Source organism: Noviherbaspirillum pedocola (assembly GCF_016632335.1).
GTDB lineage: Bacteria > Pseudomonadota > Gammaproteobacteria > Burkholderiales > Burkholderiaceae_D > Noviherbaspirillum_A > Noviherbaspirillum_A pedocola.
The window spans coordinates 242,411-267,258 of sequence record NZ_JAEPBG010000008.1 but is presented as its reverse complement, the minus strand read 5'-3'; the positions used below and the strand labels follow the sequence as shown (position 1 = coordinate 267,258).

General features: G+C 64.1%; 27 protein-coding genes. 17 read left to right on the top strand and 10 right to left on the bottom strand.

Annotated features, from left to right (window positions below; genetic code table 11):
• The first annotated feature begins 127 nt into the window (after positions 1-127).
• The 7 genes from JJB74_RS19150 (at position 128) to JJB74_RS19120 (ending at position 8,271) form a co-directional block, all read left to right on the top strand.
• On the top strand, positions 128-1,027 hold the full coding sequence (locus JJB74_RS19150; protein WP_200594469.1) for a helix-turn-helix transcriptional regulator: 900 nt from the start codon (positions 128-130) through the stop codon (positions 1,025-1,027).
• A gap of 159 nt (positions 1,028-1,186) precedes the next feature.
• The gene (gene boxC / locus JJB74_RS19145; RefSeq protein WP_200594466.1) at positions 1,187-2,845 is read left to right on the top strand and encodes a 2,3-epoxybenzoyl-CoA dihydrolase; all 1,659 of its coding nucleotides are present in this window, start codon (positions 1,187-1,189) and stop codon (positions 2,843-2,845) included.
• Between the two features lie 63 nt (positions 2,846-2,908).
• The gene (boxB, locus tag JJB74_RS19140) at positions 2,909-4,336 is read left to right on the top strand and encodes a benzoyl-CoA 2,3-epoxidase subunit BoxB (RefSeq protein ID WP_200594465.1); all 1,428 of its coding nucleotides are present in this window, start codon (positions 2,909-2,911) and stop codon (positions 4,334-4,336) included.
• Positions 4,337-4,505: 169 nt separating this feature from the next.
• Positions 4,506-5,750 carry a benzoyl-CoA 2,3-epoxidase subunit BoxA gene (boxA, locus tag JJB74_RS19135; protein WP_200594463.1) on the top strand — a complete coding sequence of 415 codons (1,245 nt, stop codon included), beginning with the start codon at positions 4,506-4,508 and terminating at the stop codon, positions 5,748-5,750.
• Between the two features lie 395 nt (positions 5,751-6,145).
• Entirely contained in the window at positions 6,146-6,949 is an 804-nt protein-coding gene (locus tag JJB74_RS19130) for an enoyl-CoA hydratase/isomerase family protein (protein ID WP_200594461.1), read from the top strand.
• Positions 6,946-7,386: a MaoC family dehydratase gene (locus tag JJB74_RS19125; RefSeq protein WP_200594459.1), complete on the top strand. Its 441-nt coding sequence runs from the start codon at positions 6,946-6,948 to the stop codon at positions 7,384-7,386. The genes JJB74_RS19130 and JJB74_RS19125 overlap by 4 nt, the downstream gene beginning before the upstream one ends.
• Before the next feature lie 69 nt (positions 7,387-7,455).
• Positions 7,456-8,271, top strand: coding sequence for an alpha/beta fold hydrolase (locus JJB74_RS19120; protein WP_200594457.1), 816 nt, complete (start codon positions 7,456-7,458; stop codon positions 8,269-8,271).
• 34 nt (positions 8,272-8,305) lie between these two features.
• On the opposite strand, the gene ligD is transcribed toward JJB74_RS19120, so the two are convergent.
• The 7 genes from ligD to JJB74_RS19085 form a co-directional block, all read right to left on the bottom strand.
• Entirely contained in the window at positions 8,306-9,214 is a 909-nt protein-coding gene (gene ligD / locus JJB74_RS19115) for a non-homologous end-joining DNA ligase (protein ID WP_200594455.1), read from the bottom strand.
• A 104-nt stretch (positions 9,215-9,318) separates the two neighbouring features.
• Positions 9,319-11,808, bottom strand: coding sequence for a response regulator (locus JJB74_RS19110; protein ID WP_200594453.1), 2,490 nt, complete (start codon positions 11,806-11,808; stop codon positions 9,319-9,321).
• Complete coding sequence (locus JJB74_RS19105; RefSeq protein WP_200594451.1) at positions 11,808-12,425, bottom strand: YfiR family protein; 618 nt, start codon at positions 12,423-12,425, stop codon at positions 11,808-11,810. The genes JJB74_RS19110 and JJB74_RS19105 overlap by 1 nt, the downstream gene beginning before the upstream one ends.
• A 9-nt stretch (positions 12,426-12,434) precedes the next feature.
• A complete protein-coding gene (locus tag JJB74_RS19100; RefSeq protein ID WP_325170142.1) occupies positions 12,435-14,363 on the bottom strand; it encodes a TonB-dependent receptor plug domain-containing protein in 1,929 nt (642 codons plus the stop codon).
• A gap of 203 nt (positions 14,364-14,566) precedes the next feature.
• A complete protein-coding gene (locus JJB74_RS19095) occupies positions 14,567-15,022 on the bottom strand; it encodes a DUF2721 domain-containing protein (protein WP_200594447.1) in 456 nt (151 codons plus the stop codon).
• Between the two features lies 1 nt (position 15,023).
• Complete coding sequence (locus JJB74_RS19090) at positions 15,024-15,368, bottom strand: cupin domain-containing protein (protein WP_200594445.1); 345 nt, start codon at positions 15,366-15,368, stop codon at positions 15,024-15,026.
• A gap of 151 nt (positions 15,369-15,519) precedes the next feature.
• Positions 15,520-15,735: a hypothetical protein gene (locus JJB74_RS19085; protein ID WP_200594443.1), complete on the bottom strand. Its 216-nt coding sequence runs from the start codon at positions 15,733-15,735 to the stop codon at positions 15,520-15,522.
• A gap of 214 nt (positions 15,736-15,949) precedes the next feature.
• Between JJB74_RS19085 and JJB74_RS19080 the strand changes: the two genes are divergently transcribed.
• The 5 genes from JJB74_RS19080 to JJB74_RS19060 all read left to right on the top strand — a co-directional run bounded on the left by JJB74_RS19080 (position 15,950) and on the right by JJB74_RS19060 (position 18,540).
• A complete protein-coding gene (locus JJB74_RS19080; protein WP_200594441.1) occupies positions 15,950-16,711 on the top strand; it encodes an SDR family oxidoreductase in 762 nt (253 codons plus the stop codon).
• A gap of 144 nt (positions 16,712-16,855) precedes the next feature.
• Positions 16,856-17,155, top strand: coding sequence for a BrnT family toxin (locus tag JJB74_RS19075; RefSeq protein ID WP_200594439.1), 300 nt, complete (start codon positions 16,856-16,858; stop codon positions 17,153-17,155).
• Entirely contained in the window at positions 17,136-17,462 is a 327-nt protein-coding gene (locus JJB74_RS19070; RefSeq protein ID WP_200594437.1) for a hypothetical protein, read from the top strand. The genes JJB74_RS19075 and JJB74_RS19070 overlap by 20 nt, the downstream gene beginning before the upstream one ends.
• A 41-nt stretch (positions 17,463-17,503) precedes the next feature.
• Positions 17,504-17,809 carry a 4a-hydroxytetrahydrobiopterin dehydratase gene (locus JJB74_RS19065; RefSeq protein WP_200594435.1) on the top strand — a complete coding sequence of 102 codons (306 nt, stop codon included), beginning with the start codon at positions 17,504-17,506 and terminating at the stop codon, positions 17,807-17,809.
• A 26-nt stretch (positions 17,810-17,835) separates the two neighbouring features.
• Positions 17,836-18,540 (top strand): SDR family NAD(P)-dependent oxidoreductase, encoded by a 705-nt coding sequence (locus tag JJB74_RS19060; RefSeq protein ID WP_200594433.1) that lies wholly within the window; start codon positions 17,836-17,838, stop codon positions 18,538-18,540.
• A gap of 143 nt (positions 18,541-18,683) precedes the next feature.
• Here the strand turns inward: JJB74_RS19060 and JJB74_RS19055 are convergent, their stop codons facing one another.
• Positions 18,684-19,208 (bottom strand): Lrp/AsnC family transcriptional regulator, encoded by a 525-nt coding sequence (locus tag JJB74_RS19055; RefSeq protein ID WP_200594431.1) that lies wholly within the window; start codon positions 19,206-19,208, stop codon positions 18,684-18,686.
• A gap of 133 nt (positions 19,209-19,341) precedes the next feature.
• On the opposite strand from JJB74_RS19055, the gene hppD reads away from it, so the two are divergent.
• The 5 genes from hppD (at position 19,342) to JJB74_RS19030 (ending at position 23,371) form a co-directional block, all read left to right on the top strand.
• Positions 19,342-20,424: a 4-hydroxyphenylpyruvate dioxygenase gene (gene hppD / locus JJB74_RS19050; protein WP_200594429.1), complete on the top strand. Its 1,083-nt coding sequence runs from the start codon at positions 19,342-19,344 to the stop codon at positions 20,422-20,424.
• Between the two features lie 227 nt (positions 20,425-20,651).
• A complete protein-coding gene (locus JJB74_RS19045) occupies positions 20,652-21,926 on the top strand; it encodes a glycosyltransferase family 4 protein (protein ID WP_200594428.1) in 1,275 nt (424 codons plus the stop codon).
• Positions 21,927-21,994: 68 nt separating this feature from the next.
• Positions 21,995-22,360, top strand: a complete 366-nt coding sequence (locus tag JJB74_RS19040) for a hypothetical protein (RefSeq protein ID WP_200594426.1) — start codon at positions 21,995-21,997, stop codon at positions 22,358-22,360.
• 101 nt (positions 22,361-22,461) lie between these two features.
• A complete protein-coding gene (locus JJB74_RS19035; RefSeq protein WP_200594424.1) occupies positions 22,462-22,761 on the top strand; it encodes a DUF1540 domain-containing protein in 300 nt (99 codons plus the stop codon).
• Between the two features lie 118 nt (positions 22,762-22,879).
• Positions 22,880-23,371 (top strand): cupin domain-containing protein, encoded by a 492-nt coding sequence (locus JJB74_RS19030; protein ID WP_200594423.1) that lies wholly within the window; start codon positions 22,880-22,882, stop codon positions 23,369-23,371.
• A 78-nt stretch (positions 23,372-23,449) separates the two neighbouring features.
• On the opposite strand, the gene JJB74_RS19025 is transcribed toward JJB74_RS19030, so the two are convergent.
• Both JJB74_RS19025 and JJB74_RS19020 read right to left on the bottom strand, forming a co-directional pair.
• Complete coding sequence (locus JJB74_RS19025) at positions 23,450-24,163, bottom strand: anti-sigma factor (protein WP_200594421.1); 714 nt, start codon at positions 24,161-24,163, stop codon at positions 23,450-23,452.
• On the bottom strand, positions 24,160-24,744 hold the full coding sequence (locus JJB74_RS19020) for a sigma-70 family RNA polymerase sigma factor (RefSeq protein ID WP_200594419.1): 585 nt from the start codon (positions 24,742-24,744) through the stop codon (positions 24,160-24,162). Before JJB74_RS19020 ends, JJB74_RS19025 begins: the two co-directional genes overlap by 4 nt.
• Positions 24,745-24,848: the final 104 nt, after the last annotated feature.

Genomic DNA, 24,848 nt, shown 5'->3' with positions numbered 1-24,848 from the left:
CTGACTTCACTGCATATGCGGCTCAGTGTAAATGCATTATCTTGCAACGGTCAAGAGCGCAAGTCATACTATAGTTCATTGCCATCAAGCGCTTTCCAGCGGTTGCAACTCCGAAGGCCACTCCCTCATGACAGACTTGTCCGAACCGATCAAGGATCCCTTTCTCGCCCAGCTTGGCGAACATGTGAAAGCGCTGCGCGCGCGGCGCGGCATGACGCGCAAGGCCTTGGCGCGGCTGGCCGAAGTTTCCGAGCGCCATCTCGCCAATGTGGAATCCGGCGTCGGCAATGCGTCGGTCGGCTTTCTGCGGCAATTGGCGCAGGTGCTCAATTGCAGCCTGGCGGAAATGATCGGCGATGAAACCGCGTCCTCGCCGGAATGGCTGATGATCCGCGAAATCCTGCGCGGCCGGCCCGAAACCGAGCTGGCGCAGGCGCGCGCGGCGCTGTCCGAACTGTTCGACACGCCGACCTCGGAAGCCGCGCGCCGCCAGCGCATCGCGCTGATCGGGCTGCGCGGCGCCGGCAAGTCCAGCATCGGCCGCATGCTCGCCGATCTGTGGATGCTGCCTTTCGTGGAACTGAACCGGGAGATCGAAACTCTGGCCGGCTGCAGCATTCCGGAAATCCATTCCCTGTATGGCGCCACCGCGTACCGGCGCTATGAATTTCGGGCGCTGGAAGAAGTGATCCGGCGCCTGCCCACCGCGGTGATCGCGACGCCAGGCGGTATCGTCTCGGACCCGGCGAGCTTCAACCTGCTGCTGTCGCATTGCTATACGGTCTGGCTGAAGGCCTCGCCGGAAGAGCATATGGCGCGGGTGCTGGCCCAGGGCGACAAGCGGCCGATGCTGGGCAACCGCGAAGCGATGGATGACCTGAAGAACATCCTCGCGAGTCGCGAAGAGTTCTATTCCAAGGCAGACCTGGTATTCGATACGAGCGACATGGCGCAGGAAGCCGCCTTCCTTGGCCTGTCCGAGCGGCTGCGCGGCAAGGTGTTGACGTCCTCGCGCGCGGCAGCCTGAGCCAGAACCAGAACGCCATCCCTGCTGCGCCGCCCGGCGCGGCAAGCCGTCATCACGGAAAACTGCAATGCATTTCAGTTCTTGACTCGCTTCGATTCATGCAATATAGTGCTTTCACCGTAACGTCACTGCACCATATTGCCTTCGAGGATGCTTCCGATGACTACCCAGCAGCAAGTGAACTACCAAACCTCCCCGGAACAGTACAAGCACTGGACGCTGGCCTGCGAAGGCCCGGTGGCCACGCTGACGATGCATGTCAATGAAGACGCCGGTCTGCGCGAAGGCTACAAGCTCAAGCTCAACTCCTATGACCTGGGCGTGGACATCGAACTGCACGACGCGGTGCAGCGCATCCGTTTCGAGCATCCCGAAGTGAAGACGGTCGTCATCACCAGCGGCCGCGACCGCATCTTCTGTTCCGGCGCGAACATCTTCATGCTGGGCAAGTCCACCCATGCCTGGAAGGTCAATTTCTGCAAGTTCACCAATGAAACGCGCAATGGCCTGGAAGATTCCAGCCGCAATGAAGGCCTGAAATTCCTTGCCGCGGTCAATGGCGCCTGCGCGGGCGGCGGCTACGAGCTGGCCGCGGCATGCGATGAGATTTTGCTGGTGGATGACCGCTCCTCGTCGGTCAGCCTGCCGGAAGTGCCGCTGCTGGGCGTGCTGCCCGGCACTGGCGGCCTGACCCGCCTGACCGACAAGAGGAAGGTGCGCCACGACCATGCCGACATCTTCTGCACCACGTCCGAAGGCGTGCGCGGCCAGCGCGCGGTGGACTGGAAACTGGTCGATGCGATTGCCAAGCCGGCGCAGTTCAAGGAAGCGGTGCAGGCGCGCGCGCAACAGCTTGCCGCGCACAGCGACCGCCCGGCCGATGCGCAGGGCATCAAACTGAATCCGCTGAACAAGACGCAAACCGAAAACGCGCTGGAATATAGCCAGGTCAGCGTCGCCATCGATCGCGCCGCGCGCACCGCTACCTTCACCGTGCGCGCGCCGCAGGGTCAGCAGCCGAACAGCGCTGCGGCAATCGTCGACGCCGGCGACGCCTGGTGGCCGCTGCGGATGGCACGCGAGCTGGACGACGCGATCCTGCACATGCGCACCAATGAAACCGAGATCGGCACCTGGCTCTTGAAGACCGCCGGCGAAGCCGATGCGGTGCTGGCGATGGATGAAGTCCTGCTCGCCAACCGCGGCCACTGGCTGGTGCGCCAGACCATCGGCCTGCTGCGCCGTACCTTCGCTCGCCTCGATGTCTCGTCGCGCTCGCTGTTTGCACTGATCGATGAAGGCTCCTGCTTTGCCGGCACGCTGCTGGAACTGGCGCTGGCCGCGGACCGCAGCTACATGCTGGCCCTGCCGGACAGCCCGGAGGCCGCGCCAAGGATTGCGGTGTCGGAAATGAATTTCTGCCTGCTGCCAATGATCACGACGCAATCGCGCCTGGCGCGCCGCTTCTACGATAGCGCCGCCGATGTCGCGCGGGTGCGCGAAGCGCTGGGCAGCAAACTCGATGCGGACGCGGCGATGGCGCTGGGCCTGATCACCGCGAATCCGGACGACATCGACTGGGCCGACGAGATCCGCATCGCCGTGGAAGAACGCGCCAGCATGTCGCCGGACGCACTGACCGGCCTCGAAGCCAACCTGCGCTTCAACGGCCCGGAAACCATGGAGACCCGCATCTTCGGCCGCCTCTCGGCCTGGCAGAACTGGATCTTCATCCGCCCCAATGCCGTCGGGGAAAAGGGCGCGCTCAAGGTCTACGGCAGCGGCAACAAGGCGCAGTTCGACATGAACCGCGTGTAAGCGCTCAGCATCAGGCAGTCAACGCATAGCCAACAGTCAACAGTCAACACACAGGGGACTACAGTGAGCACGATCAATTACAGCGAAAAGATACCGAACAACGTCAATCTCTCGGAAGACCGCACGCTGCAGCGCGCGCTCGAGCACTGGCAGCCGAACTATCTGCAATGGTGGCGCGACATGGGCCCGGAAGGCTCGGTCGACTTTGATGTGTATCTGCGCACCGCGATCAATGTCACGCCGGAAGGCTGGGCCAATTTCGATTACGTGAAGATGCCGGACTATCGCTGGGGCATCTTCCTGGCGCAGCAGGAAGGCGGCCGCAAGGTCAACTTCGGCGAGCACAAGGGCGAGGAGGCATGGCAGGAAGTGCCGGGCGAGCATCGCGCCAATCTGCGCCGCATGATCGTCACGCAAGGCGACACCGAGCCGGCATCGGTCGAGCAGCAGCGCCACCTGGGACTGACCGCGCCGTCCAACTATGACCTGCGCAACCTGTTCCAGATCAACGTGGAAGAAGGCCGCCACCTGTGGGCGATGGTCTATCTGCTGCACAAGCATTTCGGCCGCGACGGTCGCGAGGAAGCCGAAGCGCTCTTGCAGCGCAATTCCGGCGACCAGGACAATCCGCGCATCCTCGAGGCCTTCAACGAGCCGACGCCGGACTGGCTGGCTTTCTACATGTTCACCTACTTCACGGACCGCGACGGCAAGTTCCAGCTCAATGCGCTGGCCGAGTCGGGCTTCGATCCGCTGTCGCGCACCTGCCGCTTCATGCTGACCGAGGAAGCGCATCACATGTTCGTCGGCGAATCGGGCATCTCGCGCGTGCTGCAGCGCACCGCGCAGATCATGAAGCAGCATGGCATCGAAGATCCGGAAGAAGTGCGCCGCCATGGCGTAATCGATCTGCCGACGGTGCAGCGCTACCTGAACTTCCACTTCAGCGTGACCATCGACCTGTTCGGCGCGGACCAGTCGTCGAATGCCGCGACCTTCTACAGCTCGGGCCTGAAGGGCCGCTTCGAAGAGACCAAGCGCGATGACGATCACCTGCTGAAGAACAATCAGTACCGCATTCTCGATATCGCCGACGGTAAGCTGACCGAGCGCGAGGTGCCGATGTTGAATGCCCTGAATGAAGTGCTGCGCGACGACTACATCCGCGACTCGGTGGCAGGCGTCGGCCGCTGGAACCGCGTGCTGGAAAAGGCGGGGGTGAATTTCCGCCTGAGCACGCCGCATAAGGCCTTCAATCGCCACATCGGTACCTTCTCCGGACAACGCATCTCGCCGGATGGTCGCGTGATTTCCGAAGCCGAATGGCAGGCCAATGTACGCAACTGGCTGCCTTCCGAGGAAGACCGCGCCTACGTCGCTTCGCTGATGGGCCGCGTGGTCGAACCGGGCAAGATGGCCAACTGGATTGCGCCGCCGCCGGTGGGCATCAATCGCCAGCCGATCGACTTCCAGTACGTGCGCTTCAACTGAGACGGCGGGGTGGGCAAGCCATGCGTTGCTTCAAACAACGCGTGGGTTTCGACCATCCTTCGTAACGGAACCTGTAGGGTGGGGAAAGCCCACGCGGTCTTTCCCTGATCGACCGGACGCGTGGGCTGCGCCCACCCTACGCAACATCGGATTTTTCAAGCAGGTTGCCATGAACGCTCCCGAAACGATGACCCTGATCCGCCAGCATGTAATCGATCCCGAGATCTGCATTCGCTGCAACACCTGCGAAGAGACCTGCCCGATCGATGCGATCACGCACGACGACCGCAACTACGTGGTCAAGGCGGACGTCTGCAATGCCTGCGGCGCCTGCATATCGCCGTGCCCGACCGGCGCCATCGACAACTGGCGCACGATGCCGAAGGCCCAAGCCTACAGCCTGGCGGACCAGTACGGCTGGGATGATCTGCCGCCGGAAAAGACCTTCGAGCAAAGCCTGCTGGACGCGGTGGGCGCCGAGCATGCGGCCGAAGCCGAACAGGAAGTCGTGCAGGAGAATGCCGCGGCTGCGCGCTCCTCGACCTGCCCGCCCTGGTCGGCCGCGCATCCGTATGTGAACCTGTACACGCTGAAGGAGCCGATCACGGCCACTGTTGCCGGCAACTACCGTCTGACCTCCACGGAAACGCAGAGCGATATCCATCACATCGTGCTCGACTTCGGCACGCAGCTCTTTCCGGTGCTGGAAGGCCAGTCCATCGGCATCATCCCGCCCGGTGTGGATGCGAGCGGCAAGCCGCATTACCTGCGCATGTATTCGATCGCCAGCCCGCGCAACGGCGAGCGCGAAGGCTACAACAACCTGTCGCTGACGGTGAAGCGGGTGGTGTCGGATCACGAGGGCAAGCCGGTCGCGGGCGTGGCCTCGAATTACCTGTGCGACCTGCAGAAGGGCGACACGGTGCAGGTGACCGGTCCCTTCGGCGCGAACTACCTGATGCCGAATCATCCCGGCTCCAACATCCTGATGATCTGCACCGGCACCGGCTCGGCGCCGATGCGCGCGATGACGGAATTCCGCCGCCGCCACTTCGTCAAGGGACAGGCCGTGCCGGGCAAGCTGATGCTGTTCTTCGGCGCGAGGACGCCCGAAGAGCTGCCGTACTTCGGCCCGCTGCGCAAGCTGCCGGCCGAGCTGATGGAAACGCACCTGGCCTTCTCGCGCATGCCGGACCAGCCGCGCGCCTATGTGCAGGACAAGATGCGCCAGGCCGGCGCGGCCGTGGCCGAGCTGCTGAAGGGTGATACCTATGTCTACATCTGCGGCCTGAAGGGCATGGAGGAGGGCGTGATGGATGCGATGGCCGACATCTGCAATGCGCATGGCGTTGACTGGGCGGCGCTGCATCCGCGGATGGTGAAGGAAGGGCGCTTTCAGGTGGAGACGTATTGATAATCCGGAAGCTTGCGTGGATTGGGTTCTCATTCCCAGCTTGCTCGCGGCCCATGGACATTTCACGTTGAGTTTTGCAGTTGCAGTGCCTTTGTAGTTACTGTTGCTGTTGTCGTTGCTGTTGCCGTTGCCGTTGCTTTTAACCCCCGTTGATTGCGCCGTGTCGCCGAACCCTGAAGCGGGGCGCGGCTAAACTCGCTACGCTGCGCTTCGCTCAAACAGACGCCGCACCTTATCCGCTTCAGGGCCCGGCGCCACGGCGCGATCAACGGGATTAAAAGCAACGACAACGACAAAAGCTAAAACCAACTGCAACTGCAACTGCAACTGCAACTGCAACTGCAAAGGAAAGTGCTGGCTTCGCAGCTCACCCTACGCCCTCATTGGAGCACACCATGAACAGCATCCCCGTCGACACCGACAACTTCCGCGTCGACATCGACGACGCCGGCATCGCGCATCTGGTATTCGGCCCGGTCGGCGCCATGCCGGTGACAGATGCGCGCGGTCATGCGGCGCTGGCGACGATCTGGCGCCGGCTCGATGAGCACCCCGGCGTGCGCGCAATCCTGGTGCGCAGCGAAGGCAAGGCCTTCTGCGCCGGCGGCGCAATCAGCATGGTGGAAGAGATGCTCGATGCGGCATCAGCGCGCCAGCGCGTCATGCGCGAAGCGCGCGACATCGTCGCCGGCATGCTCGCCTGCGAAAAGCCCATCGTGTCCGCGATCCATGGCGCAGCCGTGGGCGCGGGACTCGCGGTGGCCTTGATGGCCGACATCCCGATAGCGGCGCGCAATGCGAAACTGATCGACGGCCACACCAAGCTCGGCGTGGCCGCCGGCGACCACGCTGCCCTGATCTGGCCGCTCCTGTGCGGCATGGCCAAGGCCAAGTACTACCTGCTGCTGTGCGAGACCGTCAGCGGCGAGGAAGCCGAGCGCATCGGCCTCGTGGCCCGCGTCGTCGACGCCGAGACGCTGCAGGAAGACGCGCTGCAGATCGCGCAGCGCCTGGCCGCCGGCAGCGCAACGGCGATCGCCGGCACCAAGCGCGCGCTCAATGGGTGGCTGCACGCGGCCTGGCCGGCGTTTGAAGCGTCGCTGGCCGCCGAGATGATCGGCTTTGGCGAAACGGATGCGCGCGAGGGCCTGGCGGCCATACGCGAAAAGCGCGCGCCGCGCTTCGGAGGCGCCGCTTGAAGTTCGCCGATATCGTAGCGGGCAGGCGTTTTCAGCTCGGCCCGGTCCGTGTCGAAGAGGAAGAGGTCATCGATTTCGCCAGGCGCTATGACGACCAGTGGTTCCACACCGACCCGGAAGCGGCTGAGCGCGGACCCTTCCAGGGTTTGATCGCCAGCGGCTGGCATACCTGCGCGCTGGCCATGCGCCTGGTGTCGCGCGAGATACTGCAGGGATCGGAATCGTTCGCCTCGCCCGGGCTGTCCCATGTGCGCTGGCCGCATCCGGTACGGCCGGGCGACGAGCTGACGCTGGAAGTCGTCGTGCATGAATCGCGCACCTCGGCTTCACGGCCGACGCTGGGCGTGGTGCGCTGGCAATGGCTGATGCGCAACGGGCACGGCACGCTGGTGCTTGATCTGGAAGCGACCAGCATGTTCCGGCTCGCCGCGGCGTGAACGACGGCCTCGCAATCGGATGCGGCGGCGCCCGCAGCATCCGTTCTGAAACTGGAAGGAAAGCATGCAATGACAGACCACACCCTCTCCGCCGTTGAGGCCCGCGACGCCTGGGTCGAGCATCCTCTGGGCAAGCTGTTCGCCCGCGTCTGGACGCCGACCGACACCCCGGCATCGTCGGATCGCGCGCCGATCGTGCTGTTCCATGACTCGCTGGGATGCGTGGATTTATGGCGCGACTTTCCCGGAGCATTGAGCCTGGCGACCGGGCGCGAGGTGATCGCCTACGACAGGCTCGGCTTTGGCAAATCCGATCCCCGCGGCGACATGCCGGCAGTGGACTTTGTTGCCGACGAGGCACGGCGCTGGTTTCCCGCGGTACGCGAGCGTTTTGGATTAAGTCGCTACATTGCCTTCGGCCACAGCGTCGGCGGCGGCATGGCGGTCAATTGCGCCGCCGCCGAACCGGATGCCTGCGTCGCCCTGATCACCGAATCGGCGCAGGCCTTTCCGGAAGAGCGCACGCTGCACAGCATTGCGGTGGCGAAAGAGCAGTTTCGGGATGACAGCCAGCGCCAGCGGCTCGTGAAGTATCACGGCGATAAGGCGGAGTGGGTGCTCCATGCCTGGACCGATTCCTGGCTGGATCCGGCCTTTCATTCCTGGTCACTGGCTCCGGTGCTGCCGAAGGTGCGCTGCCCGGTGCTGGCAATCCATGGCGAATACGATGAATACGGTTCTTCCATCCATCCCGAGATGATCACGGGCCTGTGCGGCGGCGTCTCGCAAATGGAGCTTCTGGCCGATACCCACCATGTGCCGCATCGCGAGCGCGACGGCGAAGTGCTCGCTCTGGTATCCAGGTTTCTCGCATCCTCGCCCTGAGGCTGAATGGCAACTGCCTCATTGATCGGCTGGCTCAGGGCATGCGGTCCGGGTCGAGCCGCTGATCCAGCGTGAAATAGCCGGACCACGGGTCTTCCCTGCGTTTGGCCATGCGTTGCCGCACCGTGAGCACGGTCAGACTGTCCGGATGCAGCGAAGCATCGAGTTCCTCCCAGGCCAGCGGCGTCGATACCGGCGCATGCGGCTTTGCGCGCGGCGAATACGGCGCCACCGCGGTCGCTTCGATGGCGTTGCGCAGATAGTCGATGAAGATCCTGCCGTCGCGCTTGCTCTTGCTCATGTCCGACACAAAACGCTCCGGCCATCTCGCCTCGACGCGCTCGGCCACCGCGCGTGACCATGCCCTGACCGCTTCCCAACCATGCTCGGGCACGATGGGCAGCACCAGGTGCAGGCCCTTGCCGCCAGTGGTCTTGACGTAGCTTTGCATGCCGCATCTGCGCAGCAGTTCGCGCAGCAGCCGCGCCGACGCCACGGTATCGGACCAGGGCACATCGGGGGCCGGATCGAGGTCGAAGATGATGCGATCCGGCTGCTCCAGGCGCGGCGCGCTCGCGCCCCAGGTATGCCATTCCAGCGCGCTGATCTGTACCAGGCCGACCAGGGCCGCGCTCGAGTTGGCCATCATGTACCAGGTCTGCGCCTGCTTCGCATCCGGCACCGCGATGCGCTCGATCCCATCGGGCAAGGTTTCCTGCGCATGCTTCTGAAAAAAGCAGGCATGGTCGGCGCCCTGCGGGCAGCGCACCAGCGTCAGCGGCCGTCTTTCGATATGCGGCAGGATCCATGCGGCCATGTCCTGCGCATAGCGCGCCAGATCGAGCTTGGTCAGTCCGGCCTGTGGATACAGCAGGCGCTCGGGATGGGTCAGGCGCACGCCGGCGACAGCAGCATCCGGCGCCGGGCTGGTATTCGACTTCATGCGGCAGGCCTCCTCTGCTTGCGGCGCCACGAATGCGGCGTCCGAAGGAGTCAGTATTTCAGATTGCCCGCGGCAGGGGCTTGATCGCGATACAGCAAAGCGCGTCAAGTCACGTGCGTCGCCGTGGCCGCCTGGGCCAGGACCGTCTGCAGCGCAGTCAGATCGAAAGGCTTGGGCAGCGTGGCGTATTCAAACTCGAAACCTTCCGCCATCGATGCCCCATGGCCCGAGGAGAACACGATGCGCCGGAATTGGTGTCCTGCGCGCACCGCACGTCGCGCCATTTCCAGTCCGGACATGCCGGGCAGGGTGATGTCAGTCAGCAGCACATCGACGCTGCGCTCCTGAAGCAGTGCGAGCGCATCCTCGGCATTGCCCGCGCTTTCGACACGGTGCCCGAGCGCCGTGAGCAATTCCACCAGCATCAGGCGCGCATCCCGGTTGTCCTCTACCACCAGTACGCTCAGAGCGGCGGCCTCCTTCGGTATGGCTAGCGTGGAAGCATGATTCGGCACGGCCAGCGCAACGGCATGATTCGGCGCGGCCAGCGCCGAGGCGGCAGTCGCGATGTCGGCCTGCTGTGCCACAGCGGGATATAACGCCGGCTGCGGCCCTCTGCTGCCCAATATTTGCCGGATCTTGCGAGCCAGGTCTTCGCGACGATAGGGCTTGCTGATCAATTCCACGCCCGGATCGAGCCGGCCGCCGTGCACGATCGCATTCTGGGTATAGCCCGAAGTGAACAGCACCGCGATATCCGGGAACATCTGCCTGGCCTGGCGCGCCATGTCGACGCTGCGCACCGGCCCCGGCATGACCACGTCGGTAAACACCAGGTCCACCGGGATGCCGCTTCGCAGAATGGTCAATGCGCTCTGGCCATCGTTCGCCTTGAGCACGCGATAGCCCAGGCCCTGAAGCATGTCGACGACCGTGGCCTGCACCACCGCGTCGTCCTCGACCACCAGAATGGTCTCGTTGCCGCCGACGATCGGCGCGGCGCGGTTGTTTGCCGCTTCGACTTCGGGCTGCATCGAGCGCGGCAGATAGATCTTGATCGTGGTGCCGCTGCCGACTTCGCTGTAGATGCGAATGTGGCCATTGCTCTGCTTGACGAAGCCGTAGGCCATCGACAGCCCCAGGCCGGTGCCTTCGCCTTCGCGTTTGGTGGTGAAGAATGGCTCGAAGGCGCGCGCCATGACTTCCGGCGTCATGCCGCAGCCGGTGTCGGAAATGGCCAGCAGCACATACTGGCCGGGCGCGACATCCGGTTCGGAAGCGATGTAATTGTCGTCCAGCATCGCATTGCCCAGTTCCAGGGTCAGACGCCCCGAGCCCGCCATCGCATCGCGCGCATTGATGGCCAGGTTCAGGATCACGTTCTCGAGCTGATGCGGATCGACCATCGTTGTCCACAACCCGCCGGCGACGACGGTTTCGATGTGGATCGATTCGCCGAGCGCGCGCCGCAGCAGATCGTCCATGCCGCGCAGGGTGCGGCCGACATTGGTCGACATCGGCTGCAGCGGCTGGCGCCGCGCGAAGGCCAGCAGCTGCGCGGCCAGCTTGGCGCCGCGATCGGCGGCGAAGGCCGCGGTCTCCAGGCGGCGCTGCGCTTCCGGATTGCCGGCGAAGCTCATCTGCAGCAGCTGCAGATTGCCGGCGATGACCTGCAGCACATTGTTGAAGTCGTGCGCGACGCCACCGGTAAGCTGGCCCACCGCTTCCAGCTTCTGCGATTGCCGCAACTGCGCATGCGCGCGCTCCAGGTCGCGGGTGCGTTCGGCGATGCGCTCTTCCAGCGTGCCGTTGAGCTGGCGCAGCGCTTCCTCCGCCGCCATCCGCTCGCGCATCTCGCGCTGCAGCGTCGCATTCGATTGCTCCAGCGCCTGCGCCCGTTCGCCGACCTCGGACAGCATGGTGTTGAAGGCATCGACCAGAATGCCGACCTCGTCGTTGCTGCGCTTTTCCACGCGCAGCGAAAAGTCGCGCCCGCTGATCACCCGGTTTGCGGCCGCCGTCAGCGCCAGGATCGGCCGCGTCACCGATCCCTGCAGCCAGCTCGACACCAGCAGGGCGAACAGCAGGCTGCCTGCCATGACCGCAGACAGGATCATCAGATGACGTCCCATCTGGGCGCCGATCGGGTATTGCGCGGTGAGCCAGACATAGCCCAGTGTTTCGCCACCACCGTGGGTCACCGGCTTCATCACGCGGACCGCGCCCATCGACACGCTTGAGCGGGCTCCCGGCGGCAGTTTCGGCGACTCGGCGGCCGCGCCCTTGCGCACATAGCTTGCGAAGGGCTCGCCATCCGGCTTGAGTATCGTGGCGGCGACGATCTGCTGGCGCACTTCCAGCTGCGCCAGGCTTTCCGCGGCTGCCTGCGCATCGCCGAATTCCAGCGCCGGCAGGTTGGCGCCGGCCAGGATGTCGGCCTGCGATTGCAGGTCGTCGAGCCAGCCGGTCTGGTAACTGCGCAAATCAAGCGCCAGCATGGCGATGCTGGCTACCAGCAGCGCCGCGCAGGTGGTAGCCAGCATGGCCAGCATGAACTTGCGCTTGATCGATCCACGGTTTGCTGCTGTGAGCATCAGCGGTTGCCTTTCACGACATTGATTGCCACGCCGAGCAGGCGGGCGCTGAGCTTCAGGCCCGCGCGCTCCGCGGCGTCCAGTGAGACTTCGAAGCGCACCCGGTTGTCGACGATGCGGAAATTGATGATGCTGCCCATGTCGAGCCCGCCTTCGCCCGCCGTCACGGTAAGCACTGGCTGCGTGCGCAAGCGCGCCAGCAGCGCCGTCGCCCCGGCGCGGTCGCTGCGGCCGACGAAGAGCATGTCGATGTCATTCATCGAGTCATTCGCGCCGGGCCGGCTCACGACTATCGGCCTGTTGTCGATGGTCTTGCCCGCGCTGGCCCGCGCCATTTCCTCGGCCACCGCGGCGTCGCCGACTACGGCGATGCGATACGGCGCATCGGGCGCCGGAAACGCGGACGCCGGCCATTCGACGTAATTCAGGAATTTGAGCATGTAGGCCGCCTCCAGCTTCTCTTCGCTGGCTTCCATACCCACCGCCTGCGCATGCACCCACGCGGGTTGACCCAGCGCGCCGAAGCACAGCGCCCACAGCAGCGCCACGCGGCGTGCGCGGGCGAAGCGCTTATGCCGGCGTGGTCGCATGCTGTGGATGTCGGCTGGAGCGCTCAAGGCCGCGCCTCATTGCCGCCAGACCAGCTTCACATACAGCGCGCGCTCATAGAGCGCACGTCCGGGCGCGGCGCCGAATTCGGCATGCTTCGCATCGAACAGGTTCTGGCCCAGCAGCGACAGCTCGAGATCGCGCCGCAGTTTCCAGCCGTAGCGCATGTCGATGGCGGTATAGGCCGGCAGCGCCGGACTCGACAGCGCGCCGACGTGGCGCATCATCACATCGAGCTCCTTGCCTTCGGCGATGTCGATGGATGAGCGCAGCTGCCAGAAATTGCTCGGATCGCTGGTGGCCAGGCCGGTGGTGCCGGTCTGGTCCCGGCTGTCGGCGTCGAGTTCGGTTTCCACGCGCTGCACCACCAGTCCCGCCGACAGCCGCCAACGTGGCAGCGCCTGCCAGTTGCCCCACATTTCCACGCCGCTATTGCGTCCGCGCGCGCGATTCTCGAAGACCAGGCCGGCGCCGACCGGGTTGGGCTCGGTGGTGCGCAGCCTGCGGTACTGGCTGTAGAACGCCGTGACCGAATACGACAGCGTGGCAAGCGGCTGCGCGCGGTATCCGACTTCGAGCACATCGGCCACCTCGGACGCGAAGTTCGGCCCGCCGGCGATGGCATACTGCGGCACGCCGTTGACCGTCTTCGGATTTGTCGGCGAGAAGAGGTCGCGGTCGATGCGCGATGGCGCGCGCACCGAGCGCGACAGCGCGCTCCATGCCAGCGAAGTCGGATTCGGCTTGTAGGCCAGACGCAGCGTTGGCAGGGTTTCGACGCCGGTGTAGTTGTTCCGCTCGAGCTTCAGGCCGCCGGTGAGCTTGAGCTTGTCGGACAGGGCGATCTCATCCTGCGCAAAGATATTGGCCCAGTTCATGTTGAGATCGCCGGGAAGAAAGCCGAAAGCGACGCCGTTGTCGACCCGATCTCGCGCCAGGCGGTAGCCACCGCCCCAGACCAATTGCTGGGCGCTGCCGAGCTGCAGCGCGTGCTGCGCCTGCAGATCAAAGGTATCGAGTCGTTCGGCGAAGGCGAGCGGCTGGTTGCGCTCGGTATGGTCCCAGTAGGCCTGCAGATTCAGCTTCGACCCGCCATCGAGAATGCGGTTGATGCGGCCGATCAGATTCGCGCCCGACACCTGGATGTCCGCCGTTCTGGCCTGGTGCAGCGCGCCGTCATAGGCATCGCCCTGAATCGTGTAGCCGCTGCCGGGATTGCCCCAGTCGGCGCGAAAGCCGGCCTGTTTGCGGTGCCAGCCGGTCAGCGACTGGCCGCCCGCTTCGTTGCGCAGGTCCTCGTTGCTGTCGGCCTTGCCGTAGACGCGGTAGTGGCCGCCGTTGGAAAGTTCGCCGCCATATCGCGCCGCGCCGCTGCGGCTGAATTTGCTGCCACCGACGGACGCCAGCGCGCCCTGCGTATCGGCAGCCGAGCGGGTGATGATGTTGATCACGCCATTGACCGCGTTCGCGCCCCACAGCGTGGCGCCGGGTCCGCTGACGACCTCGATCCGCTCCACGTCCTCGAGCATCACGCTTTGCACATCCCAGAACACGCCGGAAAACAGCGGCGTGTACACGGTGCGGCCGTCGATCAGCACCAGCAGCTTGTTCTCGAAAGGACTGTTGAAACCGCGCGCCGTGATCGCGTAATTGCGCGCGTCCACTTGCGCGATCTGCAGATTCGGCGCCAGGCGCAATGCCTCGGGCAGGGAGGTCGCGCCTGAGCGGCGGATGTCATTGTTCGTGATGACATAAATCGATGCCGGCGCATCTGACAGCGGCTGCGCGCGCTTGGATACCGAGGTCACCTCGATATTCGCCAGTTCTTCCAGGCTCAGGTCGGCAAGTTCTGCTCCATGGGCATGGGCGCAAAAGGCTGCAAGCAGCAGGCCCAGTGGTGCCAGACGCTGCGCGGGTGCGGCGCGCGGCGGAACGGCTGGCCGCACGATTCTGTGTTCGTCTTGGCAAGCGGGCATGATTGTTATGGTTTTCGGAACAGGGAAGGGCGTGTGCCCTGGGGCGCAGCGCGGCGCTGGATATTAGGCCGTGATGCTAGCCCAAGATGCTCGCTTACCACAAGGCAATGATGAAGATTCGTTCCAGAAAAAATATGGATTAACTAAAAGTAATATTTTTGCCGCGCCATTTCTTACTGCATCCGGTGCCGGGTGAACTGGACCGCCAGGAATATCTCGCGCAGAAACACCGCCAGACCGGCGACGAAGGACGCCATCGCGAGGATGAACATCAGCGCGATGGCGAGCGCGAGATTGGCGCCAAGCGCGGCGCTGACAAAGCCCGCGGCAATCAACAGGCCAACGAAGAGCGCGCAGCACACCTCGAAGGCAAGCGCGAGATAGATCAGCCACAGCCGGTGGCGCAAGTTGATGCGCTCGGGCTCGTTGACCGGGTCGGCTTGAGCGCCGGCGCGGCCATCGACTTCATCGAGCTTGCGGCCGCGGTCGACGACGCGCGCGAGCCGGCTGGTCAGCACATTGATGATGCTGCCGACCGCGGTGAGCAGGAACACCGGAGCGATGGCGAGCTGGATCAGGCGGCTGACATCGCTGATGTCGCTCAGCGAGGCGACGCCGTGCAGCGCCACCTCAGGCGCCTTTCTCCCGCACCCGCACGATGGTCATCAGCACCACGCCCTCGCCGCCGTCGCCTTCCAGCTGGTAAGGCGCGCGCGCGGCGACATACATCAGCTTGCCGGGCGCCAGCGCCTGCGTGGCGCCATGGGCGCTGACCCGCACCGCGCCCGACAGGCATTGCAGCGTCATGTCGCCGTCCACGCAGTGCTCGGGCACCTTTTCGCCGGCGCGCAGCACGCGGCGTATGACTTCGATGTCGTCGGTACGGAAAAGCGCGGTCGATTGGCTGTTGGGCACTTCCTGCTGCGGATGGGCCAGATCGAAGACCTCGCCGGGGCGAGCGTGGTGGATTGCCATGGTGTGCCTGTCTTTATCCGTTGTCGATATTCCATAGATCGCGCCGCATGGCCGGCGTTCCATCCTGCGCAGCGTCGCAGGCGGATGGCATCAAGAAATGAGCATTGCCACTCCGGTCATGCAGGAGGCGAAGATGCGCCCGCCCCGCGCTTCACTCGCCATGGCCGAGCCACTCATGCAGCTGCCGCGCAGCGAAGATCAGCGCACAGGATTCCGCCACGGTGCGCGAGCAATGCCGGTATTCGCGGCGCACATCGATCATCAGCAATCCGCCGCGCTCCACGCGGCACAGCACCTGCCAGACGCCGCCCTGCTGCTGCGCGGCGCTGGATACCCGATACCCTTCGATGATGATGGCTTGCGGCATGGCCGGCTCCATGGAACGCTGGATGAAGTCGCATCGACCGCAAAAGTGTGTCGTCATTCGCATTGCGCATGGACGCTTGCGAACACGATCTTGCGCCGGATCAAACGCGCCTCTCGCTGCGCACGCTCGCATGCCGGCGCCGGTTCTGGCAAGGCTGGCGCAAACCGGCTACATTGCTGCTCTGCCAATCACCCAAACAACAAAGGAGACATGAATGCATACCCTCGAAGGCAAGGTCGCCTGGATCACCGGCGCCGGATCGGGCATCGGCCTGGCCGGTGCGAAGGAGCTGGCTGCGGCCGGCGCACTGGTCGTGCTGTCGGGCCGGCGCGAGGAGCTGGTGCAGCAGCAGGCGGCAAGCATCATCGCCGAAGGCGGCAAGGCCGATGCGATCGCCCTGGACGTGGCCGATGCGCAAGCGGTCAATGCGGCGGCGCAAGCCATTCTGGCAAAGCACGGCAGGATAGACATCCTCGTCAACAGCGCCGGCCTGAACGTGCCGAACCGCGCATGGGACCGGCAGACCACGGCGGGCTGGGACCAGGTCATCCGCGTCAACCTCGATGGCAGCTACTACTGCATCGCCGCGGTGTTGCCGGGGATGCGTGAACGCAGGGAAGGCTTGATCATCAATATCTCATCCTGGGCCGGCAAGTATCTTTCTCCCGTCACCGGGCCGGCCTACAGCGCGGCCAAGCATGCGGTCGTGGCCATGAGCGAGAACCTGAACCTCGAGGAATGCGTGAACGGCATCCGCGCCTGCGCGATCTGCCCGGCCGAAGTGGCCACGCCGATTCTGGACAAACGTCCGGTGCCGCCGCCGCCCGAAGAAAGAGCGCGCATGCTGCAGGCCGAAGACCTGGGACGCACGATACGCTTCGTCGCCGAGATGCCGGCGCATGCCTGCATCAATGAGATCGTCATCAGCCCGACGTGGAATCGCAGCTACGTCGGGGCGATTCCGGGACGGGGTTGAGCAGCATCGGCAACACAGGCCGGACGGGCGCGCTGGCAACCGGCGCGTCGTCTTCAATCGCGATGGGATTGTTCTCCCAGGCATTGCCATCAGCAGCTGTAGCTTGATGAGTACAAAAGGCACACAGCGTGATAGCATCGCCACATGAAACCCTTTCGATGGAACGCTCAGAAAAACGAGACGCTCAAAGCTGAGCGCGGCGTGTCATTCGAAAGTATCGTTGTCGCTATCGAAGCCGGCGGTCTGCTGGACATTCTGGCGCATCCGAATTCTGAAAAATATCCAGGGCAACGCATTCTCATGGTTGAACTCTGTAACTATGCCTACCTGGTTCCGTACGTTGAGGAGACCTCGTACTACTTTCTGAAGACGGCAATACCCAGTCGCAAGGCAACACGCGACTATTTGAAACAAGGAGCAGCAGATGACGCCGGCAATGGATGAATATGACGACGATATCCTTCAAGCCTATGAAAAGGGCAAGCTGAAGTCCGTGGCAACAAAGGGCGAGCTGGCAAAACTCAAAGCGGCTGCGCGTGCAACGGCAGTCAAGGACAAACGGGTAAATATTCGCTTGTCCTCGGTTGACCTCACGGACATTCAAGCCAGGGCGCTGGAAGAAGGCATTCCGTATCAAACCCTGATCGCCAGCGTGCTGCACAAATATGTGACCGGCCGCCTCACTGAGCGTCCCGGAAGAAGCGCCAAACCCAGGGGCGGGGCGCAAGCGAAGCGAAACTCCACGCCCTGATTTCCTCGGACCACGAACGTGATTTCGCCAAGGAGAGCTCCATGGAAAAACTGTCACCCGAATCCGCGCAAGCAGCGCTCGCCGATCTGCCCGACTGGCAATACGATGCCGAGCGAAGCGCCATCACCCGGCGCTTCCGCTTCGCCGATTTTGTAGAGGCTTTCGGTTTCATGACGCAGATCGCGCTGGCGGCCGAGAAGCACGACCACCATCCTGAATGGAGCAATGTCTACAACAGCGTGACGATGACCTGGACCACGCATGACGCCGGCGGTCTCACCGAGCGCGACCTGCGGCTGGCGCGCATCGCCGATGCGGCCTATGCGCGCTGCGCGCCGCAGCCCTGAGCGCTGTGGCCCACGAGGAGAATGGTATGGACTTTCAGGACAGAACCGTCGTCATCACCGGCGCGGCCGGCAACCTCGGCAGGGCGGTGGCCGGGGCTTTCGCGCGGCGCGGCGCGCGGCTGGCGCTGGTGGCGCGTGAACGCGAGCAGTTGGCGCAAGCCTATGGCGAGGAGCATGAGCGCATGCTGTTCGCCTCGGCGGACCTGACCCAGCTTGCCGAGGTCGAAGCCGCGGTGCATGCGACGCTGCAGCGCTGCGGCCGCATTGATGTGCTGTGCAATTTGGCCGGCGCCTTTCGCATGGGCACGACGGTGCATGAGACCACCGATGCCGACTGGAATCTGCTGTTCGACGCCAACATGAAAAGCATGCTGCACATGGCGCGCGCCATTGTGCCGGCCATGATTGCCGCGGGTGGCGGCAAGATCGTCAATGTCGCGGCGAGTTCGGCGGGACGGGGCCTGGCGCGCATGGGCGCGTACTGCGCCAGCAAGGATACGGTGATCCGCATCACCGAATCGATGGCGGCCGAGCTGCGGGAAAAGGGCATCAACGTCAACTGCGTGCTGCCCAGCATCATCGACACGCCGGAAAACCGTGCGGCGATGCCGAATGCCGATCCCTCGCACTGGGTGGATCCGGATGCGCTGGCGGATACGATCCTGTTCCTGGCATCAGATGCCGCGCGCGCGATTCATGGCGCAGCCTTGCCGGTGGTCGGGCTCAGCTGACTCAGTTGGAATAGCGGCACTAGCGATTCAAGCGGCTCCGGCCGACTTTGAGCGCCTAACAAAACGCCCCATGTCGTCGTTGCGGCACCTTGCCGTACAAGTTGACCTGTCTGCGGTGCCGCGCCTAGCCCTGGAGCGTTTTGTTAGGCGCTCTTCGACAACACCACCCGGCGCGTGACCTGCGCCGGCTGCGTCACATGGTTCAGCGGCAACGCATGCGTTTCCTTGATGCGCTTCAACGCGATGTTGGACTTCACATTGACCACGCCGGGCAGGCGCAGCAGCCGCTTCATCATGAATTCGGAAAATGAGGCCAGGTCGGTGGCAACGACGCGCAGGATGTAATCGGCTTCGCCGGTCACGGACAGGCATTCGAGCACCTCGGGCATGTCGGCCACGGCCTGCTCGAAGGCATCGCCCTGGGTTTCGCCATGGCGGCCCAGCGTGACCGAGGTGATCGCCAGCACGCCCAGCCCGAGCACTTCGCTGTCGAGCAGCGCCGCGTACTGGCGGATGACGCCGCTTTCCTCGAGGCGCTGGATGCGCCTGCTGACCTGGGACATCGACAGATGCACCCGCTCGCCGAGTGCGCCGTTGGTGGCGCGGCCGTTGCGCTGCAGTTCGGACAGAATTTCCAGGTCGTATCGGTCGACGGTAATGGCGGACATTTCTCGCTCTTGCTGGTTGGATTCAGGAGATTTCTTGCGCAGGCCCAGCAATATAGCGCATAACATGCGCACTCTGTGCGCAGGGCGCGGACTATGATCTTGGGGTCATTCACACCAATCCAGGAGACGCGCCATGTCCGACCTCTTCGACAATCCGATGGGCTTGATGGGCTTTGAATTCGTCGAGTTCGCTTCGCCCACGCCCGGCGTGCTCGAGCCGGTATTCGAGGCCATGGGCTTCACCCGGGTCGCGGTCCATCGTTCCAAGGACGTGGCGCTGTACCGGCAGGGCGACATCAATTTCATCGTCAACAATGAACCCAACAGCGTGGCGTCCTACTTCGCCGCCGAGCATGGCCCGTCGGCCTGCGGCATGGGCTTTCGCGTGAAGAATTCCCACAAGGCCTATGCCTACGCGCTCGAACACGGCGCGCAGCCGGTCGAGATTCCGACCGGGCCGATGGAGTTGCGGCTGCCGGCGATCAAGGGCATAGGCGGCGCGCCGCTGTACCTGATCGACCGCTTCGAAGATGGCAAGTCGATCTATGACATCGACTTCGAGTTCATCGATGGCGTCGACCGTCATCCGAAGGGCGCCGGGCTGAAGATCATCGATCACCTGACCCACAATGTGTATCGCGGCCGCATGGCCTACTGGGCCAATTTCTACGAGAAGCTGTTCAACTTCCGCGAGATCCGCTACTTCGACATCACCGGCGAATACACCGGCCTGACCTCGAAGGCGATGACGGCGCCGGACGGCCTGATCCGCATTCCGCTGAACGAGGAAGCGAAGAAGGGCGGCGGCCAGATCGAGGAATTCCTGATGCAGTTCAACGGCGAAGGTATACAGCACATCGCGCTGTTGACCGACGATTTGATGCAGACGCTGGATGAGCTCAAGATGGCCGGCGTGCCTTTCACGCCGGCGCCGCCAGACACCTATTACGAGATGCTGGAAGAGCGCCTGCCCGGCCATGGCGAGAACGTGGCGGAATTGAAGACGCGCGGCATCCTGCTCGATGGTGCGACCAAGGATGGCAGCCGGCGGCTATTGCTGCAGATCTTTTCGCAGCCGGTATTCGGGCCCGTGTTCTTCGAGTTCATCCAGCGCAAGGGCGACGAGGGTTTCGGCGAAGGCAACTTCAAGGCCTTGTTCGAATCGATGGAGCGCGATCAGATCCGGCGCGGCGCGCTGGTGGTCGAGGAAGCCTGAGGCCTTGCATCGCGGCGCAGTTTGCATGCGCTGCGATGCGTAGCAATACATGAGGTCCAAGAGCAACGCGTATTGCATCGCAAGCGGGAGTAAATCGGGCAAGGTTCATTCGTGCGCGACTGGCGCTGTTCCCGCTTCGCACGCCAGACATTTATCCCAGCACAATATTCCGCCGGATGCCGCTGGTACTGTCGAGTACAAACGTCCTTCGATGAAAGAGCGGCGATATGGAGCAGGCGCGTGCAACAGGTGTCCAGGTGGAGGCCGCACCCTTGGTGCTGCTGGTGCATTTCGGCGATGCGCAGTTCCGCGGCAGCGAGCGCTGCCTGCTGAATGCAGCCAAGGGTATTGCCGAATGCGGATATGAGCTCGTGTTGTGGACCAATCATGCGACGCTCGCTGCCATGGTGGCGCCGCTCGCGCGCGAAATCCTTCTTTCCGATTTTTCCGCGCCGATAGGCTTTGGCGCAGGCAGCGGCAAGGTGCGCAGCGTCGCCGCATTGATGGGATTGATCCGCCAGGCCAGGGCGCTGATTCGCCGCCTGCGCCCGAATCTCATTCTCTGCAACAGCCTGGCGCCATGCCAGTGGATGATCCCGGCGAGCCTGCTCACCGGCACGCCGACGCTGGCCTACATCCATACCAGCTACCGGCCGAAGCTGCGCCTGCTGTCCTTTGCCTACGGCGCTTCTCACCTGATCGGCGTGTCGGCCTATGCATTGCAGAACTTCGTGCGCGACGGCTTTCCGGAAGGGCGCTTCTCCATCGTCTACAACGGCGTCGACGATCTCGCCGAAGCCAGGAAGGGCGCCATGGCAAACATGCGCGCCACCCTTGGCATTGCCGAGAACGAATTCGTTATCGCCAGCCTGAGCGCGCTGGTTGAATGGAAGCGGGTCGACCTCATCGTCGAAGCGTTCAAACTTGCCTCGACAAGCCCCGGCCGGAACCTCACGCTGATCGTCGTTGGCGACGGCCCCTGCCTGCCACGCTTGAAGGAAGCGGCCGGAGGGGCGCGCGTGATCTTCTGCGGCTGGTGCGACGACGTCGCCGCTATTCTCGGCGCTGCCGATTGCGTGGTATCGGCCGCGGAGCAGGAAGCGTTCGCGTTGTCCCTGCTCGAGGCCGCGTCCATGGGCGTCCCGGTCATCGGCGCGCGCGCCGGCGGCACGGTCGAAGCCATCGTGGATGGCGAAACCGGCTTGTTCGCCGAACCGGGCTCGGCCGCCTCCTTCGCCTCATGCATGCTCCGGCTGCGCGATGATCCCGAACTGCGGCAACGCCTGGGAGCCAGCGCACGGCAGGCATTCCAGGAGCGTTACCAGGTGCGGCGCATGCAGCGCGACATCAATACGCTGGTCAACAGCTATTCGCGCCGCGAAAGGCGTCTCGGGGAAGGCATGCTAGCCCGCGCCTGGCGCCTGGCCTGGTACAGCGTCAAGCTGAGCGCCTGGCGCGTGCAGAACGCCTGGCGCGGCAAGCCTCCCAAGGCCTTGACGTAGCGCATGACGTCCTTGCCGGGGTATGCGCATGCTGAACGCTTTCGATTGCGCACCATGCGAGGCAAGCGATGAAACTTCTTTCCGACAAGAGCAAGGCGGCTCTGCAAGCCATTCCCCACGCCGGCATGCCGGCAACCAGGCATGCGCTTCCGGGCTGGTCGCCCGCGTCCTTTCTGCGTTTCACCTGCACATCGCAGCAATTGCATGTCCAGGAAGGCCAGGCATGGATGAAAGCAGAACAGCTGAGCTACGAAGATGGCAGGCTCAGCGTCGAGCGCTTCGAAGGGCAATTGCCGATGGCAACGTATCAGCAGGCAGTGGCGGACGCGCAAAGCATGTCCGCGGGACAGACGATGTTTTTCCTCGAGCAGTGCACCTCGCTGCTGAGCATGTTGCTGTCGAGCCCGGGCCCCCGGGACCGGCAGCGTGATTGAACCTCCGCTATCGGCGCTGCTCCAAACCTGCTCCATGCGGCCGATTCCGCGCATCGCGCGGCGCGGCCGCACCCAGCAATCGCCTTTGCCGGAGGTTCAGCATGATCCCCATCATGGTTGAGATGCCCACCGTGTCGCAATGCTCGGTGCGCGAATGCGCCTACAACACCGAAGATGCCTGTCACGCCCGCGCCATCACGGTCGGCGACGGTGTGCATCCCGGGTGCGATACCTATTTCGGCGCCGAAGCGCATACGCATGCCGCAGAGCGCCGCGCCGGCGTTGGCGCATGCAAGGTGTCGGTATGCCGGCACAACGATGACTATGAATGCAGCGCCGAAAGCATCGTCGTCGGCAAGTCGAGCAATTCCGTTTGCTGCCAGACGTTTTCCCCGCGCTAGGAGCGGTGCGGCAGCGAGCGCTTCTCATGCGGCCTTGATCGCGCGGGCTGATCTCCTATGCTGAACGCGGAACCCTGCAGTTCCGATCGACAGCATCCATACCAAGGAGACAGCCGCAATGAAACCGCAAGCCTTTGTCGTCATGCCCGACGACCACGCCCGCGCATGGAATGTGGTGGGGGAGCGCATCACCGTGCTCGCGCCGAATGCAGCCACTGGGAGCGACGAGGTGTTTCTACAGCAGGGAGAAGAGGGAAGCGGGCCGCCGCCGCATAGTCATGCCTGGGATGAATCCTTCTATGTCACCCGTGGCTGCGTCGACATCAGCTATGGCGATCGGACCGTCCGTGCCACGCCCGGCGCCTTCGTGCATCTTCCCGCCGGCACAGTGCATGGCTTTCGATTCGGCCCCGGCGGCGGCGAAATGATCTCGATCGCCGGCCGCGAGGGCAATGCGTCGCGCCTGTTCGCGGCGATCGACCGCGACATCCCGGTCGGCGAGCCAGACGTGGCGAAGCTGATCGCCATCGCCGGAGAGTGCGGCGTGTGCGTGGCCGCTGCGCCTGACGTATCGCATCCTATCCAGAGCGCTGGAGCGGAAGCGTCCTGAGAAAGGGATGCGGGGCGATGCGCCGGATCACTGTCCGCTGCATCGCCCCGCATCCATCGCTTCGCTTTCGTATCCGGATCAGATCCGCATCCACGCGCCCTTGTACATCACCGGCCCGCTCGGCGCACGCGGATTCGGCGAGCCGCCCCTGGGCTCCATGCTGACTGCCAGTAGCGGCATGGTCGAAGGCGTCACGTTCGGCGGCATGCGGATCGTTACCACGCCGTTCGCATCGATCAGGCCCAGCGATTGCGGCGCGCCCTGCGCCGGTATTGCCCACAACTCCAGGCTGCGGTCCGGTGCCATCGGCACCGCGCCGACCACGCGCACCGTAAGTTGTTGCTTATTGGCGCTGACGGCAACCATGGGCTCGCCATTGGCCGAAGCCAGCATCGCCATGCTCGAGGGTGCGGGCGCCGAGGCTGGCGGCTGCAGCATCAGCACGGCCAGCAACACTGCGGCGACCGCGGTGCTCGCGAGCGACAGGCCGCGCCAGAATGACAGGCTGTCGCGCAGCCGCTGCCATGCCGATGTGCGCGCAGGCCGAGCCTCCAGACCGAGCCGCGCTTCGATGGCTTGCCAGGCGCGCGCCGGCGGCGGCGCAGACGGCGCGAATTCAGCCATCGGCCCGAGCCGGCCTTCCCAGTCGGATACGGTCTGCGCCAGCACCGCATCGCGCGCGATCCAGGCTTCGAAGCGGCGACGCGCGCCACCCTTCAGCGTGCCGAGCACATACGCTGATGCCAGATGTTCGCGCAGTCTGTCGTTGTCCTGCAGCTTGCGATGATTCATGCGCTCTCCCGTTTCGACAGGCACAGGCGCAGCCGTTCGAGCCCGCGTCGTATCCAGGTCTTGATCGTGCCTATCGGCAGTTCCATGCGCTCGGCAACCTCGCTGTGTGACAGGTCATGGTAATAAGCCAGCGCGATCGCCTGCCGGTGCAGCGCTTCCAGCCGGCTCAGGCAATGCGCCAGCGCTTCGGCGTCCGCCGAGAGTTCCAGCGCGGCCAATGGCGTCGGATCCGGACTTTCCAGCGCCTGCGCCACTTCCTGGGCAAAGCCGTCAGCATCGATTTCCACGTTGGCGTCATGCCGGCGCAGCGCGTCGAAAGCCTTGTTGCGCGCGATCGTCGTCATCCAGGTCATCGGCGCGGCCAGCGCCGCCTGATAGCTCGCGGCATTGTTCCAGACACTCACATAAGTTTCCTGCAGCACTTCCTCCGCCCATTCGCTCTTGTTCAATATACGTTGCAGAAAGCCGAACAGTTTCGGCGATGTGGCGTCATACAGCTGCCGGAAGGCCGCGCCGTCGCGTTTCGCGACGGCGACGAGCCAGCTTTTGAGCTGCGTCTGGTACGGGTCTGGTGTGGGCATCGGCGTCCTGGAAGGTCATTGCCATCGGTGCTCGGACGCCGGCCATTCCATTTGGCAAGCGTCCAAAGCTGGCAAAGATACCATTTTTGCCCGGTCGGGCTGCA

Coding starts and splice junctions, on each gene's coding strand:
- JJB74_RS19030 (WP_200594423.1), top strand. CDS start 22,880: ATGAAACCGCAAGCCTTTGTCGTCATGCCCGACGACCACGCCCGCGCA.
- JJB74_RS19150 (WP_200594469.1), top strand. CDS start 128: ATGACAGACTTGTCCGAACCGATCAAGGATCCCTTTCTCGCCCAGCTT.
- JJB74_RS19020 (WP_200594419.1), bottom strand. CDS start 24,744: ATGCCCACACCAGACCCGTACCAGACGCAGCTCAAAAGCTGGCTCGTC.
- hppD (WP_200594429.1), top strand. CDS start 19,342: ATGTCCGACCTCTTCGACAATCCGATGGGCTTGATGGGCTTTGAATTC.
- JJB74_RS19060 (WP_200594433.1), top strand. CDS start 17,836: ATGGACTTTCAGGACAGAACCGTCGTCATCACCGGCGCGGCCGGCAAC.
- JJB74_RS19025 (WP_200594421.1), bottom strand. CDS start 24,163: ATGAATCATCGCAAGCTGCAGGACAACGACAGACTGCGCGAACATCTG.
- JJB74_RS19045 (WP_200594428.1), top strand. CDS start 20,652: ATGGAGCAGGCGCGTGCAACAGGTGTCCAGGTGGAGGCCGCACCCTTG.
- JJB74_RS19065 (WP_200594435.1), top strand. CDS start 17,504: ATGGAAAAACTGTCACCCGAATCCGCGCAAGCAGCGCTCGCCGATCTG.
- JJB74_RS19110 (WP_200594453.1), bottom strand. CDS start 11,808: ATGCTCACAGCAGCAAACCGTGGATCGATCAAGCGCAAGTTCATGCTG.
- JJB74_RS19130 (WP_200594461.1), top strand. CDS start 6,146: ATGAACAGCATCCCCGTCGACACCGACAACTTCCGCGTCGACATCGAC.
- JJB74_RS19085 (WP_200594443.1), bottom strand. CDS start 15,735: ATGCCGCAAGCCATCATCATCGAAGGGTATCGGGTATCCAGCGCCGCG.
- boxC (WP_200594466.1), top strand. CDS start 1,187: ATGACTACCCAGCAGCAAGTGAACTACCAAACCTCCCCGGAACAGTAC.
- JJB74_RS19120 (WP_200594457.1), top strand. CDS start 7,456: ATGACAGACCACACCCTCTCCGCCGTTGAGGCCCGCGACGCCTGGGTC.
- boxA (WP_200594463.1), top strand. CDS start 4,506: ATGAACGCTCCCGAAACGATGACCCTGATCCGCCAGCATGTAATCGAT.
- JJB74_RS19035 (WP_200594424.1), top strand. CDS start 22,462: ATGATCCCCATCATGGTTGAGATGCCCACCGTGTCGCAATGCTCGGTG.
- JJB74_RS19080 (WP_200594441.1), top strand. CDS start 15,950: ATGCATACCCTCGAAGGCAAGGTCGCCTGGATCACCGGCGCCGGATCG.
- JJB74_RS19070 (WP_200594437.1), top strand. CDS start 17,136: ATGACGCCGGCAATGGATGAATATGACGACGATATCCTTCAAGCCTAT.
- JJB74_RS19040 (WP_200594426.1), top strand. CDS start 21,995: ATGAAACTTCTTTCCGACAAGAGCAAGGCGGCTCTGCAAGCCATTCCC.
- ligD (WP_200594455.1), bottom strand. CDS start 9,214: ATGAAGTCGAATACCAGCCCGGCGCCGGATGCTGCTGTCGCCGGCGTG.
- JJB74_RS19090 (WP_200594445.1), bottom strand. CDS start 15,368: ATGGCAATCCACCACGCTCGCCCCGGCGAGGTCTTCGATCTGGCCCAT.
- JJB74_RS19075 (WP_200594439.1), top strand. CDS start 16,856: ATGAAACCCTTTCGATGGAACGCTCAGAAAAACGAGACGCTCAAAGCT.
- JJB74_RS19055 (WP_200594431.1), bottom strand. CDS start 19,208: ATGTCCGCCATTACCGTCGACCGATACGACCTGGAAATTCTGTCCGAA.